Annotated in this window: 17 protein-coding genes; 12 read left to right on the top strand and 5 right to left on the bottom strand. The window is 41.9% G+C overall.

Annotation, left to right across the window (positions count from 1 at the left end; genetic code table 11):
• Nucleotides 1-8 precede the first annotated feature (8 nt).
• From M9189_RS11565 to M9189_RS11555, 3 genes are all read left to right on the top strand, one after another.
• On the top strand, nt 9-1085 hold the full coding sequence (locus tag M9189_RS11565; protein WP_336417730.1) for a PorP/SprF family type IX secretion system membrane protein: 1077 nt from the start codon (nt 9-11) through the stop codon (nt 1083-1085).
• Between the two features lie 111 nt (nt 1086-1196).
• Nucleotides 1197-1799 carry an OmpH/Skp family outer membrane protein gene (locus M9189_RS11560; protein WP_250723417.1) on the top strand — a complete coding sequence of 201 codons (603 nt, stop codon included), beginning with the start codon at nt 1197-1199 and terminating at the stop codon, nt 1797-1799.
• Between the two features lie 118 nt (nt 1800-1917).
• On the top strand, nt 1918-3204 hold the full coding sequence (locus M9189_RS11555; protein WP_250723415.1) for a glycosyltransferase family 2 protein: 1287 nt from the start codon (nt 1918-1920) through the stop codon (nt 3202-3204).
• Here M9189_RS11555 and M9189_RS11550 read toward each other — a convergent pair.
• From M9189_RS11550 to M9189_RS11540, 3 genes are all read right to left on the bottom strand, one after another.
• A complete protein-coding gene (locus M9189_RS11550; RefSeq protein WP_250723413.1) occupies nt 3194-3517 on the bottom strand; it encodes a hypothetical protein in 324 nt (107 codons plus the stop codon). The two genes, M9189_RS11555 and M9189_RS11550, sit on opposite strands and share 11 nt — an antisense overlap.
• Before the next feature lie 8 nt (nt 3518-3525).
• A complete protein-coding gene (locus M9189_RS11545) occupies nt 3526-3831 on the bottom strand; it encodes an FtsB family cell division protein (RefSeq protein ID WP_250723411.1) in 306 nt (101 codons plus the stop codon).
• Nucleotides 3832-3895: 64 nt separating this feature from the next.
• Nucleotides 3896-5251, bottom strand: a complete 1356-nt coding sequence (locus M9189_RS11540) for a type IX secretion system plug protein (RefSeq protein WP_250723409.1) — start codon at nt 5249-5251, stop codon at nt 3896-3898.
• 85 nt (nt 5252-5336) lie between these two features.
• On the opposite strand from M9189_RS11540, the gene M9189_RS11535 reads away from it, so the two are divergent.
• Genes M9189_RS11535 through M9189_RS11505 form a run of 7 tightly spaced genes read left to right on the top strand, consistent with a single transcriptional unit; the run spans nt 5337 to nt 12201 of the window.
• Nucleotides 5337-6686, top strand: coding sequence for a Na(+)-translocating NADH-quinone reductase subunit A (locus M9189_RS11535; protein ID WP_250723407.1), 1350 nt, complete (start codon nt 5337-5339; stop codon nt 6684-6686).
• Nucleotides 6687-6704: 18 nt separating this feature from the next.
• Nucleotides 6705-7868, top strand: coding sequence for an NADH:ubiquinone reductase (Na(+)-transporting) subunit B (locus M9189_RS11530; RefSeq protein WP_250723405.1), 1164 nt, complete (start codon nt 6705-6707; stop codon nt 7866-7868).
• 18 nt (nt 7869-7886) lie between these two features.
• Nucleotides 7887-8600 carry an NADH:ubiquinone reductase (Na(+)-transporting) subunit C gene (nqrC, locus tag M9189_RS11525; protein WP_250723403.1) on the top strand — a complete coding sequence of 238 codons (714 nt, stop codon included), beginning with the start codon at nt 7887-7889 and terminating at the stop codon, nt 8598-8600.
• Nucleotides 8593-9252: an NADH:ubiquinone reductase (Na(+)-transporting) subunit D gene (locus M9189_RS11520; RefSeq protein ID WP_250723402.1), complete on the top strand. Its 660-nt coding sequence runs from the start codon at nt 8593-8595 to the stop codon at nt 9250-9252. The genes nqrC and M9189_RS11520 overlap by 8 nt, the downstream gene beginning before the upstream one ends.
• A gap of 26 nt (nt 9253-9278) precedes the next feature.
• The gene (nqrE, locus tag M9189_RS11515; protein ID WP_250723401.1) at nt 9279-9896 is read left to right on the top strand and encodes an NADH:ubiquinone reductase (Na(+)-transporting) subunit E; all 618 of its coding nucleotides are present in this window, start codon (nt 9279-9281) and stop codon (nt 9894-9896) included.
• 25 nt (nt 9897-9921) lie between these two features.
• Nucleotides 9922-11187 carry an NADH:ubiquinone reductase (Na(+)-transporting) subunit F gene (nqrF, locus tag M9189_RS11510; protein WP_250723399.1) on the top strand — a complete coding sequence of 422 codons (1266 nt, stop codon included), beginning with the start codon at nt 9922-9924 and terminating at the stop codon, nt 11185-11187.
• A gap of 15 nt (nt 11188-11202) precedes the next feature.
• Entirely contained in the window at nt 11203-12201 is a 999-nt protein-coding gene (locus M9189_RS11505) for an FAD:protein FMN transferase (RefSeq protein WP_250723397.1), read from the top strand.
• Between the two features lie 56 nt (nt 12202-12257).
• Here M9189_RS11505 and M9189_RS11500 read toward each other — a convergent pair whose 3' ends face one another.
• Both M9189_RS11500 and M9189_RS11495 read right to left on the bottom strand, forming a co-directional pair.
• Nucleotides 12258-12440, bottom strand: coding sequence for a hypothetical protein (locus tag M9189_RS11500; protein WP_250723395.1), 183 nt, complete (start codon nt 12438-12440; stop codon nt 12258-12260).
• Nucleotides 12441-12630: 190 nt separating this feature from the next.
• Nucleotides 12631-14079, bottom strand: coding sequence for a sodium:solute symporter (locus tag M9189_RS11495; RefSeq protein WP_250723393.1), 1449 nt, complete (start codon nt 14077-14079; stop codon nt 12631-12633).
• A 222-nt stretch (nt 14080-14301) separates the two neighbouring features.
• Between M9189_RS11495 and recR the strand changes: the two genes are divergently transcribed.
• Together recR and M9189_RS11485 are read left to right on the top strand one after the other, a co-directional pair.
• The gene (gene recR / locus M9189_RS11490; RefSeq protein WP_250723391.1) at nt 14302-14922 is read left to right on the top strand and encodes a recombination mediator RecR; all 621 of its coding nucleotides are present in this window, start codon (nt 14302-14304) and stop codon (nt 14920-14922) included.
• Nucleotides 14919-15386 carry a hypothetical protein gene (locus M9189_RS11485; protein ID WP_250723390.1) on the top strand — a complete coding sequence of 156 codons (468 nt, stop codon included), beginning with the start codon at nt 14919-14921 and terminating at the stop codon, nt 15384-15386. The genes recR and M9189_RS11485 overlap by 4 nt, the downstream gene beginning before the upstream one ends.

The raw sequence follows: 15386 nt of genomic DNA, 5'->3' as shown, positions 1-15386 counted from the left end.
GTAAGATAATGATGCTTAGTATCAAACATAGAGCAAGTGTATTCATTTTGGCTGCGGCTGTGGTGATGCAACTTTGTATGAATATAAGTCCGGTAATGGGGCAGGACGTGTCCTTTTCGCAGGTGTATTCGGCGCCCCTTTACCTTAGTCCTTCGTTTGCCGGTTTTACAAGTGGCGGAAGGCTTACTTTGAATTACAGGGATCAGTGGCCCGGACTTGGAAGTACATTCAGGACAATTGCAGCATCGTATGACGAATACCTGAGCAATTTTAATAGTGGGGTTGGTTTGCTGTTTGTAAGGGATGACCAGGGAGGAGGTCAGCTTCTTACTCAGAACCTTGGGCTGGTCTATGCTTATGAACTAGCAGTAACTGAAAATTTGTTTGTAAGACCGGGTCTGGAGTTTAGGTATGCTGAACGAAAAATAGACCCATCAAAGCTGACACAGGTAGGCCCCGGAGGGGAGACCTTTCCATGGATTAATGCTGAATTTCCTGTTGAACAATACAAGAAGCTTGATGCAGCTGCATCCGCTATGGTATATTCAAATTTTTTCTGGGTTGGCTTTACACTTGACCATCTTGTAAAGAATGATATTGGTTTCACCGATGTTGAGACAGATCTTCCTATGAAGACTGTTGTCTATGGTGGGGGTAAATGGGTTTACCAGGAGCAGAGCCGTTTTCGTGACGAACAAAGTGCTACTCTTGCATTTATGTATCGTAAACAGATGAGCTTTCAACAGTTGGACCTTGGTGTTTATTGGTATGCCAATCCAATTGAAGCAGGTATCTGGTACAGGGGCATACCCGGAGTCAGCAGTGAAGAACTTATAAATAACGATGCTATAATATTTAGTCTGGGTATTAACCTTGGCCCTCTTTATCTGGCATACAGCTATGATCTTAGTATTTCTGGCCTTGCCGGATATAGTGGGGGGAGTAATGAGTTCTCACTTATCTACAGATTTAAAAGAAATCCATCAGTTAGCATACCACGTGGTCCGATACCTTGTAGCGAACCAGGCTATGGTCTTGGTGAGTCCAGATCCAACAAAGTACAGCCCAGACGTACCTTGTTTTAACTTTGGTCGGGTGTTCGAAAAATTAAATGTAAATCGTTTTTATATGTTTGTTATAAGTTTATATTTGTGATTCAATAATTGCGGCCCACTTAATAAACAAATATAGAAACGATGAAAAACACATCATTAATAATCAATGTGATTCTGGCTGTAGCTGTCATTGCTCTTTTTGTTATTGTATTATCTGATAGAAAAGGTTCCCAGCAAGGCTCAGATAATGTCAATGGATCTGCTGCTGCTGAAATGGGAATTGTTTTTGTCAATACTGACTCACTTATAATAAAGTATGATTTGGCTCGTGAACTGAGCGAAGAGCTTATCAGGAAAGAAGAATCTTCTCGCACTGATTTTAATGAGCGTGTCAGGGTTTTTGAACAAGATATGATGGAGTTTCAAAGGAAGCTACAAAACAATGGCTTTCTTTCACTTGACAGAGCACAAAGTGAAGAGCGTCGCCTGCGTCAGAAGGAACAAGAACTTCAGGCTCTAAACACCAGGCTTACAAATGATCTGATGGAAGCTCAAAATACAATGAATCAACAGCTCCGCGATACTATAACAAATTTCCTTAAGGATTATTGCAAGGAAAAATCTTACAGTATGGTATTGAGCAATACCATGGGTGACAACCTGCTATATGCTGATTCAGTATTTGATGTTACTGATGATGTTGTTGCAAAGCTTAATGAAAGATACGCTGCTGCTAAAAAGTAAACTTATCAATATAGGGCCTCGGCTATGGATGCATAGATGCCCTTATATAACGTAATTTTCCCAGAGGCCGTCTTATTTACAGGACGGCCTCTATTTTTAAGTCTTTACACTGCCTCAGATGATTTCACACGATAAAGCCTGTAAGATACTTGGAAAGTACCTTTCAAGACATCCATTGAAATATGGTAGTCTGAAGCAGGGTACTGATATAGCTATTATAGTTGTCATTCCTGCTTATAAGGAAGAGGCGTTTTTGCCTCGGACTATCAGGAATCTAATGGGATGTGAACCTCCGGTTGCAGGAAAGGTCAGGATTGTAGTGGTGTTAAATTCCGGATACAAGGATCTTGATGTTGATGTGGAAGGACAGCGGACTATGGTGAAAAATGCCATAACTAATGCTCCTGACTGGATGGAGTTTGATGTTTTGGAAGCCTGGGGGCTTCCAAAAAAGATCTTTGGTGCTGGTGCTGCGCGGAAGATTGGTATGGATGCGGCTGCCGAATTTTATCTGAGGGAGAATCGCCCCTTTGGTACAATAGTAACTCTTGATGCTGATTCTATTGTAGAGGCAAACTATTTCAGAGCTTTAGAGGAGTGGTTTTCTGTTGAAGAAAGGTCTGCCGCCAATATTTACTTTGAGCATCCTTTGCACGGAGATGAGTTTTCTGATGAGGTATATGAGGCAATCTGTTGCTATGAATTGCATCTGCGTTATATGAGGCAAGCACATAGATGGACAGGTTTTATTTATCCCTTTCATTCGCTTGGGTCTGCAATAGCTACTAGAGCAGTTGCCTATGCTAGAGCAGGGGGTGTACCATGCAAGCAGGCAGGGGAGGATTTCTATTTTCTTCAGAAGCTAATTCCACTTGGCAATTTTGGGGAGATAAACAGCACTGTGGTCAGGCCGTCTCCACGGGTATCAGACAGGGTTATTTTCGGTACTGGTGCATCAGTAACTGCACATGTCGAGGGCAGGGGCAATGCTGGACTGAGTCATAACCTGAGGGCATATGAGCATTTAAAAGGTTTGTTTGATATTAAAGATGAACTTTATGGTCTTAGTTCTGACCAGTATGAATCATGGACTTATAAGCTTGAGGGTCCTGTAAGAAGCTATTTGCTAAATAGTGGCTTTTTTGATGATATCGATGTGTTAAAAGCTGGCTGCTCTTCCGAGGCTGTATTTGCAAAGAGATTTTTTGAGGTGTTTAACGCTTTTAGGGTGGTCAAGTACCTCAACTATGTACATAAATATTTCTTTGAGAAGTCTCCGGTGTTTGATGCGGCTGCTGAACTGGCTCTCAGGATGGGATTGCCGGCTGAAGATTTATTGACTGAGGAAGAACTGTTGGACTGTTACAGACAGTATGAGAAGGCTAATCCACTTTTTATCCCTTGAGTCCTCTGAAGCTGATGTAAAGGTCAAGCACCACGAAGATTAATATGAATACTACCCAGTGTGTTGTGTCGTAATAGATTGATACACATGCAGCAGCGAGGGCAAGCGAACTCATAACGTGTATCATATGCTTACGATGGTCGGCAGAACTACTCTTTGATAGATTGTAAATCCTGATTCCTATTACAGGCAGAAGACCTATTGCCACTAACAGATATGCGTAGGATATATCGGAAAGATGTATTATTACACCGGCCAATACGAGAACCATTCCGGCAGTATATAGAATAGAAAACAACCTGTCAGTTTTCATCAGGGATTCTAGTCTTCAATAATAATAAATAATTCTTCGTCGTCTTTTTTCATCAGGTATTCCTCACGGGCAAATTTCTCAAGGTTTTCATGATTGCTACGTAACTCCTCCATCTTAGTCCGGTTTTCGAGAATCTGCTGCTGGTAATGTTCTTTCTGCTTCTCCAAATCCTTGATTCTAGCCGCAAGAGAAAACCTGTCGATCAGGTTGTTCTGGTCAAAGAACAACATCCAGACAATAAATATAAGCCCTGTTAGCACAAACTTGTTGCGAAGCAGGGGGATTACGAGCTTTAATTTGTCTGTCCAGTTCATGGTAACAGTTCTTAGGTATCGGCAGGCTGACGACTTCACTACCTACCTGACGCAAAAGTAAGTATTATTTACCTGAGCCTTGCAAGCTCCTTGCCGAATTTATCACCTCGGCACCAATAAGTCTGTGAGTTCTTTCTCCCTGCTTCCTGTAGTACACAAGTATTAGATAGTCGTTTTCTGTCTCATAGTAACTGTTTTCAAGCTGGAAAACTTCCCCCTGGGTTTCCCCTCTTTCAACCATTACATACTGGTAATTATAGTAACCTTGCTTAAGCATCAGGGTAGTTCGGTATGCATTTATCACTGGGTCATATTCCATTTCAGAGGAACTGTCGAGAAGCCAGTTTGTCAAAGCTCCGTTAATATAGATCCGTTTTGATATAAAAGGTATGTCGCAAAATAGCCTGAAATGTACAAAAGCATAATCCCCTTCGGTATCAGGATTCTCTCTTGTATCTGCTTCGATATAGTAACGTCCGTTGAGATCCTGACGATACTGATAACTTGAAGGGAATCGAGGACGTTCGGGTACCACACTTACATGGTAAAATGGGTCTTCGAATACTATTTCTTCAATCCTGTCAGTATAGAAGCGAAAAGAACGAATATCCAGATAGCGAAATTCGTTACCGGCTTCCATCTCAGTCTCCCGTATAAAGTTGAAGTCCATCCTGTCGCCCCCGAAGAAACGGGGGCGAAGACCACTAATTACATTGTCAGTGCGGCCATTCTGCATTACTGTTACCGTTACTTCTTCCACGGGATTGTTTATCGACAGTCCCTTATGGATGATTTCAAAGTTTATCTCCTGATAATCAGGTTCGGTTGCCGAACTTTGTCTGTTGCGGACATAGGATTCAATCTTTACAAGAGGTTCATTTACATAGAATCGTTTACGGAGGACTGTCTTTCCACCTGTAGGACCTTCAAAAACTTCGAGGACATAGTTTCCGGAAATCAGAGGTCTAATTGAAAGGTTGGGGAAGCTCAGTTGGTAATGTACATAATCCATTGTAGTATTAAAAGAGTATGAGTAGTCAGTTATTGGGTTAACGGGAACACCCTGGATGTAATCAGTCGGCATCAATGGGGATGGATTCCATTGTGCATCGCAGTGCACAATGGTGTAGTAGTAGTCTTTGATTTGACTTCCGGGTTCATCAAATGACAGTACAAGCGTTTGATCACTCCCCAGACGGATTATTGGATAGGAGAGAGGCCAATCGTTACGGTGAAGCTGAACCGTTTTTAAGGCAGGAGAAACATAATCCTTGAGACTATTTTGAGCATCAATTTGGTTAAATATTGTAAAAAGCGAGCAGAGCGTCACTAAATATTTTAAAGAAAAAAATCCGTATTTGTTCTTAATTAGGTAATTAGCTTTATTAAGGACAAAGATGTATGAATTTTTCGTGCTCATAATGAATGGTTTTATCCCCGAAATAAATATTGCAAACTACTAATCTTTATGTATTTTTGGGGCAAATTATAAACAAAAATCAAGTATGTCTGAGGTGATAAAAATAAAGAAAGGGCTTAACATACCACTATTGGGAAAGGCCGAAAAGGTTTTCGGACAGGCCCAGTTGCCAGGTCTGTTTGCCATTAAGCCTACTGACTTTCATGGTGTTACACCAAAGATGGTCGTTGCGGAGGGTGATCCGGTCAAAATAGGTACTGTGCTTTTTTTCGACAAAAGTCATCCTGAAGTAAAGTTTGTTTCGCCTGTTAGCGGAACATTGAAAGCAATTATAAGGGGTGAACGCCGCAAGATTCTTGAGGTTGTGATCGAAAATGATCACAAGGATGAATACCTTGAAATCAAAGCAGGTGACCCTGCTTCTCTTAGTCGGGAGTCGATTATTGAAATTCTTCTGAATTCAGGTGCATGGCCATATCTACGTCAGCGTCCTTATGACATTATAGCTAATCCTGCCGATAGTCCTAAGGCTGTATTTATTTCGGGATTTGATACCGCACCTCTGGCTCCAGATGTGGAATTTGTTCTTTCCGGACAAGAAGATGCGTTCAAGGCAGGTATTGAGGCATTAAAGAAGCTTGCTCCTGAGGTTCATATTGGTATTAGTGCAGATTCAGCTTCCAAGTTGTTCAACAGTCTTCAGGGAGTTAAGATTCACAGGTTTGCCGGACCACACCCAGCAGGAAATGTAGGAGTTCAGATTAACCACGTATCCCCTATCAATAAGGGAGAAAAAGTTTGGGTTATCAATCCTCAGGACATAGTATCAATAGGAGGTATCTTCCTGCATGGCAAGCATGACTTCTCGAGAGTAGTAGCTTTGTGTGGGTCAGAAGTTAAAAAGCCGGTTTACTACCGTTATCGTTTAGGTGCTGCAGTTGGCGAACTCCTTAAGGGAAATCTCAACGAAGGCAGTCTGAGAATTATTTCAGGAAATGTATTGACTGGAACCCATATAGCTGCTGACGGTTATCTTGCATTTTATAACACACAGGTTACAGTAATACCTGAAGGTGATGATTATGAATTTATGGGATGGGCTGCTCCGGGCTTTGGCAAGTTCAGCGTTTCACGCACCTTCTTTAGCTGGTTGTGCAAGAAGAAGCAGTATAGGTTGAATGCCAACCTGAATGGTGGACTTCGTGCAATAGTGGTTTCAGGGGCCTATGATAAAGTAATGCCTATGGATATCCTTCCTGAGCAACTGATTAAGGCCATTCTTGCCAACAATGTTGACAAGATGGAGCAACTGGGTATCTTTGAGGTAGTTGAGGAAGACATTGCCTTGTGTGAGTTTGTTGATGTCTCAAAACTGGAGCTTCAGAAAATCCTGCGTGAAGGCATTGAAGTTATGATAAAAGAACTGGGCAACTAATTTTCAAAATAATTACCAATGAAGGGTTTAAGAAAATTTTTGGATAATATCAAACCTCAATTTTCGAAGGGTGGCCGCTTTGCATGGCTTCATTCTACTTTTGATGCGTTTGAGACCTTTTTATTTGTACCCAATACCACCAGTAAGAGCGGGGTTCATGTGCGTGATGCTATGGATCTTAAGCGTACTATGAGTGTAGTAATACTCGCTGTACTGCCTGCTTTCCTGTTTGGTATCTGGAATACCGGATATCAGCACTTTGCTATTCTTGGAGAGGATTCAAGCTTCTGGCAGAATGTGATTCACGGTTTGATAAAAGTATTACCTATAGTAGTAGTTTCCTATGCCACAGGTCTTGGAATTGAGTTTGCTGCCGCACAGATCCGTGGTCATGAGGTTAATGAAGGCTTCCTTGTATCAGGTATTCTTATTCCACTTATCCTGCCGGTTGAGATTCCTCTTTGGATGGTTTCAGTTGCTACTGCATTTGCAGTTATTCTGGGTAAGGAAGTATTTGGTGGAACTGGTATGAATATCTGGAACCCTGCACTGCTTGCACGTGCCTTCCTGTTCTTTGCATATCCTGCACAAATGTCAGGAAGTATGGTATGGATCTCAGGCATTGCTGAAATGCCTGGCGTTGATGCCACAACAGGAGCTACTGCTCTTGGTGTCGCAGCAACAGGAGGTACTGTAGGTTATTCTCTTCTTGAGAGCTTTATAGGAACCATACCTGGTTCTATTGGTGAAACTTCAACACTTGCAATACTGATAGGAGCGCTGATTCTGATTATCACAGGTGTTGGCAGCTGGAAGATTATTCTTTCTGTTGTTGCCGGTGGTTTCCTTATGGGACTTACCTTAAATGAGCTTGGTGCTCAAAGCGCAAATGAATTGATGCATATTCCGGCAATTCAGCATCTCTGCCTTGGCGGTTTTGCTTTTGGTGCTGTGTTTATGGCAACAGATCCTGTATCAGCAACTCGTACAGAGACAGGTAAGTGGATCTACGGCTTCCTGATAGGTGTTCTTGCTATACTTATCCGTGTTGTCAACCCTGCATATCCCGAGGGTATGATGCTTGCGATATTGTTGATGAACACATTTGCACCGCTGATTGACTACTATGTAGTTGAAGCAAATATCAAGCGGAGAATGAAGCGTGGAGTAGTAAAAGCATAAGACTTAAAGAATAAGACCATGAATAAAGAAGGAAATAGCTATATAATTATTTACGCTTCCATACTTGTCATTGTTGTAGCGGCATTACTTGCCTTTATAGCTACCGGACTGAAGCCTATTCAGGACAGGAATGAGCTTGTAGCAAAGAAAACCAGTATTCTTCAGTCTATAAATATTGAATCAGATGCAAGCAATGCTGAGCAACTGTTTGATAAGCTTATTGGCGAGAATAACTACGTTGTAAATTTCAAGGGGGAGAAAGTAAGCGGTCAAGCCTTGGGTGTTAATTTGGCCGAGGAGATTCGCAAACCTATTGAAGATCGTCTATATCCTGTTTTTGAAGCCCACCTTGACAATGGAGACGTAAAATACATACTTGAAGTTAGAGGTGCCGGTCTGTGGGGACCAATCTGGGGTTATGTTTCTATCAATTCTGATGGCAATACCCTGTACGGAGCTGTGTATTCCCACAAGGGAGAAACTCCCGGTTTGGGTGCTGAAATTGAAAGTGAAAAATTTCAGTCTCAGTTTCCCGGTAAGCAGATATTTGAGAATGGTGTACTAGAGGGAATATCTGTTGTTAAAGGTTCTGCAGATCCAGCAAATACACATGAGGTTGACGGAATCTCCGGAGGAACCATTACCAGCAAAGGTCTTGAAAAGATGCTGGCTGATTACTTTAAAGGATATGAGAATTTTCTAAAAAATATTGAAAGGAAGAGCCATGAGTAGTGAAAAAGAGCCCTTATTTTCCTCAAAGAACCTGAAGCTGCTTACAGGACCTTTGGGATTGCAAAACCCAGTTACGGTTCAGGTGCTTGGTATCTGCTCCGCACTTGCCGTAACAGCTAAACTTGAACCTGCTATAGTAATGGCGGTATCAGTAATTTTCGTTGTTGGATTTTCTAACCTTGTTATTTCTCTTATACGTAATAGTATCCCTTCACGAATAAGGATCATTGTTCAGCTGGTTGTAGTTGCAGCACTGGTTATTATTGTTGACCAGATTCTGAAAGCATTTGCCTATGAAGTAAGTAAACAGCTTTCGGTTTTCGTCGGACTAATTATTACCAACTGTATTGTGATGGGTCGTTTGGAAGCCTTTGCAATGGGCAACAAACCTTGGCCCTCCTTCCTTGACGGAATTGGTAATGGTGCCGGCTATGGTATTATCCTTATTATCGTTGCATTTGTACGTGAGATCCTTGGTACAGGTATTTTAACACTACCTGTCTTTGGAGCTAAAAGGATTATTCCACAAGCTTTCTACGAATTGGGATATGTAAATAACGGGTTGATGATCCTGCCTCCAATGGCACTTATAGTTGTTGGACTGATCATTTGGGTACAGAGAGCCCGCAATAAGGAACTAATCGAGTCATAGATTGACAGTATTAAAAGCTTAATGTGATGGAAAATTTACTGAATATATTCGTCAAGTCTATCTTTATCGACAATATGATATTTGCATACTTCCTTGGTATGTGTTCATATCTGGCGGTATCAAAGACAGTCAAGACTTCGTTGGGCCTGGGTATAGCTGTGGTATTCGTACTTACAGTTACAGTACCCATTAACTGGCTGCTGCAGAACTATGTATTGTCGGCCGGATCATTATCCTGGCTGGGTGAAGGATTTGCTGATATCGACCTCAGCTTCCTTAGTTTCATAATGTTTATTGCGGTTATTGCTGCAATGGTTCAGATTACTGAAATGGTTGTTGAAAAGTTTGCTCCGGCATTATACAACTCTCTTGGTATCTTCCTTCCTTTGATTGCAGTAAACTGTGCGATTATGGGTGGATCCTTGTTTATGCAGGAAAGAGCTTATGCTACAATTGGCGAAGCTACCGTTTTTGGTCTAGGTTCAGGCATTGGTTGGTTGCTGGCTATAGTAGGTATTGCTGCGATACGTGAAAAACTACAGTATTCCAATGTTCCTGCTCCTCTGAGAGGTCTCGGTATTACATTTATTGTTACCGGTTTGATGGCTATCTCATTTATGAGCTTTATGGGTATTCAGTTGTAGTCAGAATCAGATAAACAGAACGATAATGGATCTATTTTTATTAGCAATACAGACTTCGGTGATAATTGCCTCTGTAATTGCCTTCTTTGCAGTAATAATACTGCTTGTGGTGCTACTTTTGTATATAAAGGCCAAACTTACCCCACAGGGTAAAGTGAAAATCAACATTAATGACGGGGAGAAAATTCTAGAAGTGGATCCCGGTCAAAGTCTTCTTTCTGCACTTGGTAACAATAAGATCTTCCTTCCTTCAGCATGTGGTGGAGGTGGTACATGTTCGATGTGTCGCTGCCGTGTTCCTGAAGGTGCAGGCTCAATACTCCCAACCGAGACTGGTTTCTTTACACGTAAGGAACAGGCTGAGAACTGGAGGCTTGCCTGTCAGGTTAAGGTAAGGGATAATATCAATATGGAGGTCCCTCACGAAGTCCTGGGAATCAAGAAATGGGAATGTACTGTGGTGTCAAACAGAAATGTTGCTACCTATATCAAAGAGTTTGTTGTTAAGTTGCCAGAAGGTGAAAAACTTGACTTCAAGTCAGGAGGTTATATCCAGATCGATGTACCCAAGATTGAAGTTGATTTCAAGGACATGGATATCGACGAAAAGTTTAGACCCGATTGGGAAAAGTTCAAGATGTTTGATCTTAAGATGAAGAATCCTGAGGCAACCTATCGTGCCTACTCTATGGCTAACCACCCTGCAGAAGGCAATATCATTATGCTAAACATTCGTATAGCTACTCCTCCGTTTGACAGGGTAAATGGTGGCTTTATGAAGGTTAACCCCGGTATATGTTCATCATATATTTTCTCACGCAAACCGGGTGACAAGGTGACTATCTCAGGTCCTTACGGTGAATTCTTCCTCAAGGAAACTGATCGCGAAATGATGTTTATCGGTGGTGGTGCAGGTATGGCTCCTATGCGTTCTCACCTGTTCCACCTGTTCCATACTCTTAAGACTGGTCGTAAGGTTACTTTCTGGTATGGTGCACGTTCAGTAAAGGAAATATTCTACGAAGAGGATTTCAGGGCTATCGAAAGGGAATTCCCCAACTTTAAGTTTACTATCGGACTTTCTGAACCACAGCCCGAAGACAACTGGACAGGTCCTGTCGGATTTATCCATAAGGTTATCTATGATAATTATCTGTCTAAGCATCCTGAACCTGAAGAAATCGAATACTATCTCTGCGGACCACCAATGATGAACGAAGCTGTCAACAAGATGCTTTATGATCTTGGTGTATCCAAGGAAATGATTGCATATGACGATTTTGGTTCTTAAAGATTATTGAAGACGATGAGAAGATTACTCTTCGGATTTACAATACTAGTGATTTCGGTTTTGGGTGCTTGTGCACCCAAAACTGTTTATAGGGATAATCTGGGATCTGTCTTTGGTACTACCTATAGCCTTATATACCAAAGCCCGATTGATTATCATCAGGAAGTCCGTGAGCTATTGGCTTCCTTTAACAGTTCCTTGTCAACCTTTGACACTGGTTCGGTTATTAGCCGAATTAACCGAAATGATACTGGGGTTGTACCCGATAGTTTCTTCCTGAAGGTATTCAATACGGGAATAAGGATTTACAGGCAGACTGATGGTGCTTTTGATATGACAGTTGCTCCTCTTGTTAATGCATGGGGCTTTGGTTTCAGTAACAAGGACAGTGTAAGTGCCCAACTTATAGACAGTCTTATGCTGCTTGTGGGAATGGACAAGTTGAGATTGCAGGATGGTGTGATCGTAAAGGAAAGACCTGAGATAATGCTTGATGCCAGCGCCATTGCAAAAGGCTATGCTGTGGATGTTGTTGCAGAGTTCTTTGAGTCGAAGGGTGTTGAAAACTACCTTGTAGAGATAGGTGGCGAGATGAGATCAATGGGGGTAAATCGTCGCTCTGAGCCTTGGCGTGTAGGTATAGACAAACCAATTGATGGTCTTCCTACTGAGTCAAGGGATTTGCAGATGGTGATCTCATTCTCAGGTTTGGCAATTGCAACAAGTGGTAATTACCGTAACTTCTATATTCAGGACGGGAAGAAATTTGCGCATATTATAGATCCAAAAACCGGCTTCCCGGTTGATCATTCTTTACTTAGTGTATCAATAATTGCTCAGGATTGTATGACGGCAGATGCCTATGCTACTGCTTGCATGGTCATGGGTCTTAACAGAGCTCGTGAGTTTGTTGAAGGTATTAAGGGAGTGGAAGCCTGTTTTATCTTCCATTCTGATGAAGATGAATATGGATTGTATATGACTGAAGGGTTTAAGTCCCTGGTCATAGAATGAAAGAATAGGGCTGGTCAGGGAAGACCCAAGACAGCCTTATTTTATTTCTGTTTGATTTATTCAGTTGCTGTAGAGCATGAAGAAGCATTGCTTCCACAGCCGCAAATACCGTCGGTTGAGCCTCCGGAACAGGTTGTAAGCTGTGAACCTTTCTTTATGGCTGCTTTTATGGCTAATCCTGCAAATGCAAGCCCCACAAATATCACTGCCATCCCAAGTACAATAAGAAATTGTGTCATTGTGCGTAGTTTTAATTATTGTGACTTAAAAGTCACAATGCAAATATACTGCAATATAAAATAAGACACAAGAATCCGAAATTTAATTACTGTGTAGACTAAGCCTAAGTTCAGAGTAATGATTGAGTCGGGAAATCAATACCTTTTATTTGGATATGCTTTGGATTGCTGAGCAGGTTTAGTACTTCAATTAACTGGCCTTTTCCTTTGTTCTGATTAGCCATAGAATTAGAAAGGTCAGAGCTCCATTAATCATAAGCTTCTCATAACCAAACGCAAAGCCAAACCAGTTCATCGAGTTGAAGTCGAGAATTCCAGTTAATACCGGAGGCAGTATGGCAGCTATCACTACAAGCTTGTCACGTATCCTGTATTTGGTAAACAGACCGAAAGAGTAGAGTCCCAGCAGAGGACCATAGGTATAGCCAGCAAGTACATAAATTGTATCGATGATACTATCCTGCTGCAGGGCACGGAAACCCAGTATTACAAGTATGGTAGAAATGGAGAACCCAATATGGGTCAGCATTCTTAGTCTTTTGGCCTTTTTGGCAGGCATCTTGTCTATCCCCAGGATATCTATTGAAAATGCTGTAGTAAGTGATGTTAAAGCCGAGTCACCACTCGAATATGCCGCAGCTACAAGTCCGATAATAAACAGGACTCCAACGACAGGAGGGAAGTAATTGCCCAGGGCAAGCATAGGATATAAGTCATCGGCTCTCTCCGGTGTGGCTATACCCAAATTATTGACATAGATATAAAGTAATATTCCCAGGCTAAGGAACAGTAGGTTGACAGGCAGGAAGGCAGAGCCGTACCAGTACATATTCTTTTGGGCTTCTTTCAGGCTTTTGCAGGTGAGATTCTTTTGCATCATATCCTGATCGAGTCCGGTCATTACAATTGTGATAAAAGCTCCGGAGAGGAACTGCTTCAAAAAATGTCTGGGTGAACCTGGATCCCACACAAAAATACCGGACATATCGCTTGAGGCAATGCCCTTGACCATTGATGAGAAGTTGGGATACAGTTCACTACCAATATAAATTATTGTGATGGCTACTGCCCCGAGCATAGCAAGTGTCTGGAGCATATCTGTCCAGATGACGGTTTTAATCCCACCGCGAAAGGTGTAAATCCAAATCATACCAATAGCAAACACAACGGTAAGCCAGAAAGGTACATTTAAGGCATCAAAGAGGGCCAGTTGCAGTACGCTTGCCATAAGGTATAATCTGGCAGATGCACCGACAGTTTTTGATACTATAAAGAGCAGCGACCCTGATTTATAACTGTTATGACCAAAACGATCGTTGAGATAGCTGTATATCGAGGTTAATTTGAGCCTGTAATACAGGGGCAGCAATATTAATGCAATGACAAAATATCCTGATACAAAACCGGCAACCATTTGGAGATAAGTAAGGCTGCTATCTGCCACCCATCCCGGTACTGATATAAAGGTCACCCCGGAAATTGAAGAGCCAACCATACCAATCGACACAATGTACCATGGAGAACGTCTGTTTCCAAGAAAGAAAGAGGCATTATCGGCCTTGCGGCCGGTAATGTATGCTATTATGAACAGGACCAGGAAATAGGCGACGATGATTGCCGCAACTGTCATATAATTCATTTGGAAATGTATTATTTCATGCAAAGAAAGGATTTTTTTTCAATTAGGTAGTATTCGAAATTAATAGGACTAGGTTGAGATATTGAGGCCTGGGGCATTCAGATATATCATGATTTGTTGAGGTATACAATGTACGTCGCATGAGTTATCAATGGGCGTCGGAGTTTTTCTTTACAGGGCATGTATTTTTATTACCTTTGTTGTCACTGAAATAAAGAGTGTATGAACAATTCGCAGTATCCGTCGCTTTTACTGGAGAACGCAGTTAATGAACTGTCGAGGTTGCCCGGTATCGGTCCCAAGACTGCAATGCGACTTGCCTTGTTTTTGCTGAAGGAGAAGAAGGAGGATGTCAACAAGTTTGCCGAATCAATAAGGCTCCTGCGTGAAGAGATCAGGTATTGCAAGGAGTGCTATAATATCTCGGATGCTGATGTCTGTAGCATCTGTAGCAATCCAAGGCGCGACCACAGTCTAGTTTGTGTTGTCGAAAGCGTGAGGGATGTAATGGCAATTGAGAATACCCAGCAATATGGTGGAGTCTATCATGTTCTGGGAGGTGTAATATCACCAATGGACGGGATAGGGCCTGATGATCTGAATATCGACCCCCTTATAGACAAGGTAAGGACAGGAGGCGTAAAAGAGGTTGTTTTTGCCCTAAGTGCTACAATGGAGGGGGATACTACCAATTTTTATATTTATCGAAAAATTTCGGATTGTTCCGTTAAAATAACGACGATTGCCAGAGGTGTTGCCATAGGTGATGAGCTTGCTTATGCCGACGAGGTCACCCTTGGTCGTTCACTTGTTAACCGTTTGCCATTTGAGAATACCCTATGATGAAAAATATTAAGTCATTAAAGCAGTTTTTTGCGCTGGGACTTCTGTCCATATTGCTATTTGGGCTAGTAGGGCTGGTAGTAGCTCCCCTTACAGCACCATTACTTAAGTTTTCCATTGTCCAGGTTGAAAACACCAAGTCCATAGTTGTACTACTTGCACTTGGGCTGGTTCCCCTTGCTTTCTACCTTCACAATAAAAAGCTTGCGCAGATGAACGACGTAAAAAACCCGGATGAGCGTTTCTTGCTTTATATGAAAGGATTCAGGCAGAAATTGATGCTACTGGTTTTGGTTTCCGTTATTGCAGTTATCGCATATATTTTGACTAAGCATTCAGCATTTTTGTATATCTTATTGCTGGCCCTGGTGGCTTATTTGCTTAATATCCCTTCGGGGGAAAAGATAGAGGATTTATTGCTGCCTCCTGTTGAAGAGGAGACAGAATCTGAAGACACCGAGTAA

The sequence above is a fragment of the Xiashengella succiniciproducens genome, from assembly GCF_023674465.1.
GTDB classification, from domain to species: domain Bacteria; phylum Bacteroidota; class Bacteroidia; order Bacteroidales; family Marinilabiliaceae; genus Geofilum; species Geofilum succiniciproducens.
This window is presented reverse-complemented; position numbering and strand designations above follow the sequence as displayed.

What these genes read in the sequence shown, in the direction of transcription:
- M9189_RS11485 (WP_250723390.1), top strand. Translation starts at nt 14,919, where the DNA reads ATGATGAAAAATATTAAGTCATTAAAGCAGTTTTTTGCGCTGGGACTT.
- nqrC (WP_250723403.1), top strand. Translation starts at nt 7,887, where the DNA reads ATGAATAAAGAAGGAAATAGCTATATAATTATTTACGCTTCCATACTT.
- M9189_RS11530 (WP_250723405.1), top strand. Translation starts at nt 6,705, where the DNA reads ATGAAGGGTTTAAGAAAATTTTTGGATAATATCAAACCTCAATTTTCG.
- recR (WP_250723391.1), top strand. Translation starts at nt 14,302, where the DNA reads ATGAACAATTCGCAGTATCCGTCGCTTTTACTGGAGAACGCAGTTAAT.
- M9189_RS11520 (WP_250723402.1), top strand. Translation starts at nt 8,593, where the DNA reads ATGAGTAGTGAAAAAGAGCCCTTATTTTCCTCAAAGAACCTGAAGCTG.
- M9189_RS11495 (WP_250723393.1), bottom strand. Translation starts at nt 14,079, where the DNA reads ATGAATTATATGACAGTTGCGGCAATCATCGTCGCCTATTTCCTGGTC.
- M9189_RS11500 (WP_250723395.1), bottom strand. Translation starts at nt 12,440, where the DNA reads ATGACACAATTTCTTATTGTACTTGGGATGGCAGTGATATTTGTGGGG.
- M9189_RS11540 (WP_250723409.1), bottom strand. Translation starts at nt 5,251, where the DNA reads ATGAGCACGAAAAATTCATACATCTTTGTCCTTAATAAAGCTAATTAC.
- M9189_RS11550 (WP_250723413.1), bottom strand. Translation starts at nt 3,517, where the DNA reads ATGAAAACTGACAGGTTGTTTTCTATTCTATATACTGCCGGAATGGTT.
- M9189_RS11560 (WP_250723417.1), top strand. Translation starts at nt 1,197, where the DNA reads ATGAAAAACACATCATTAATAATCAATGTGATTCTGGCTGTAGCTGTC.
- M9189_RS11505 (WP_250723397.1), top strand. Translation starts at nt 11,203, where the DNA reads ATGAGAAGATTACTCTTCGGATTTACAATACTAGTGATTTCGGTTTTG.
- M9189_RS11535 (WP_250723407.1), top strand. Translation starts at nt 5,337, where the DNA reads ATGTCTGAGGTGATAAAAATAAAGAAAGGGCTTAACATACCACTATTG.
- M9189_RS11555 (WP_250723415.1), top strand. Translation starts at nt 1,918, where the DNA reads ATGATTTCACACGATAAAGCCTGTAAGATACTTGGAAAGTACCTTTCA.
- M9189_RS11545 (WP_250723411.1), bottom strand. Translation starts at nt 3,831, where the DNA reads ATGAACTGGACAGACAAATTAAAGCTCGTAATCCCCCTGCTTCGCAAC.
- nqrE (WP_250723401.1), top strand. Translation starts at nt 9,279, where the DNA reads ATGGAAAATTTACTGAATATATTCGTCAAGTCTATCTTTATCGACAAT.
- M9189_RS11565 (WP_336417730.1), top strand. Translation starts at nt 9, where the DNA reads ATGATGCTTAGTATCAAACATAGAGCAAGTGTATTCATTTTGGCTGCG.
- nqrF (WP_250723399.1), top strand. Translation starts at nt 9,922, where the DNA reads ATGGATCTATTTTTATTAGCAATACAGACTTCGGTGATAATTGCCTCT.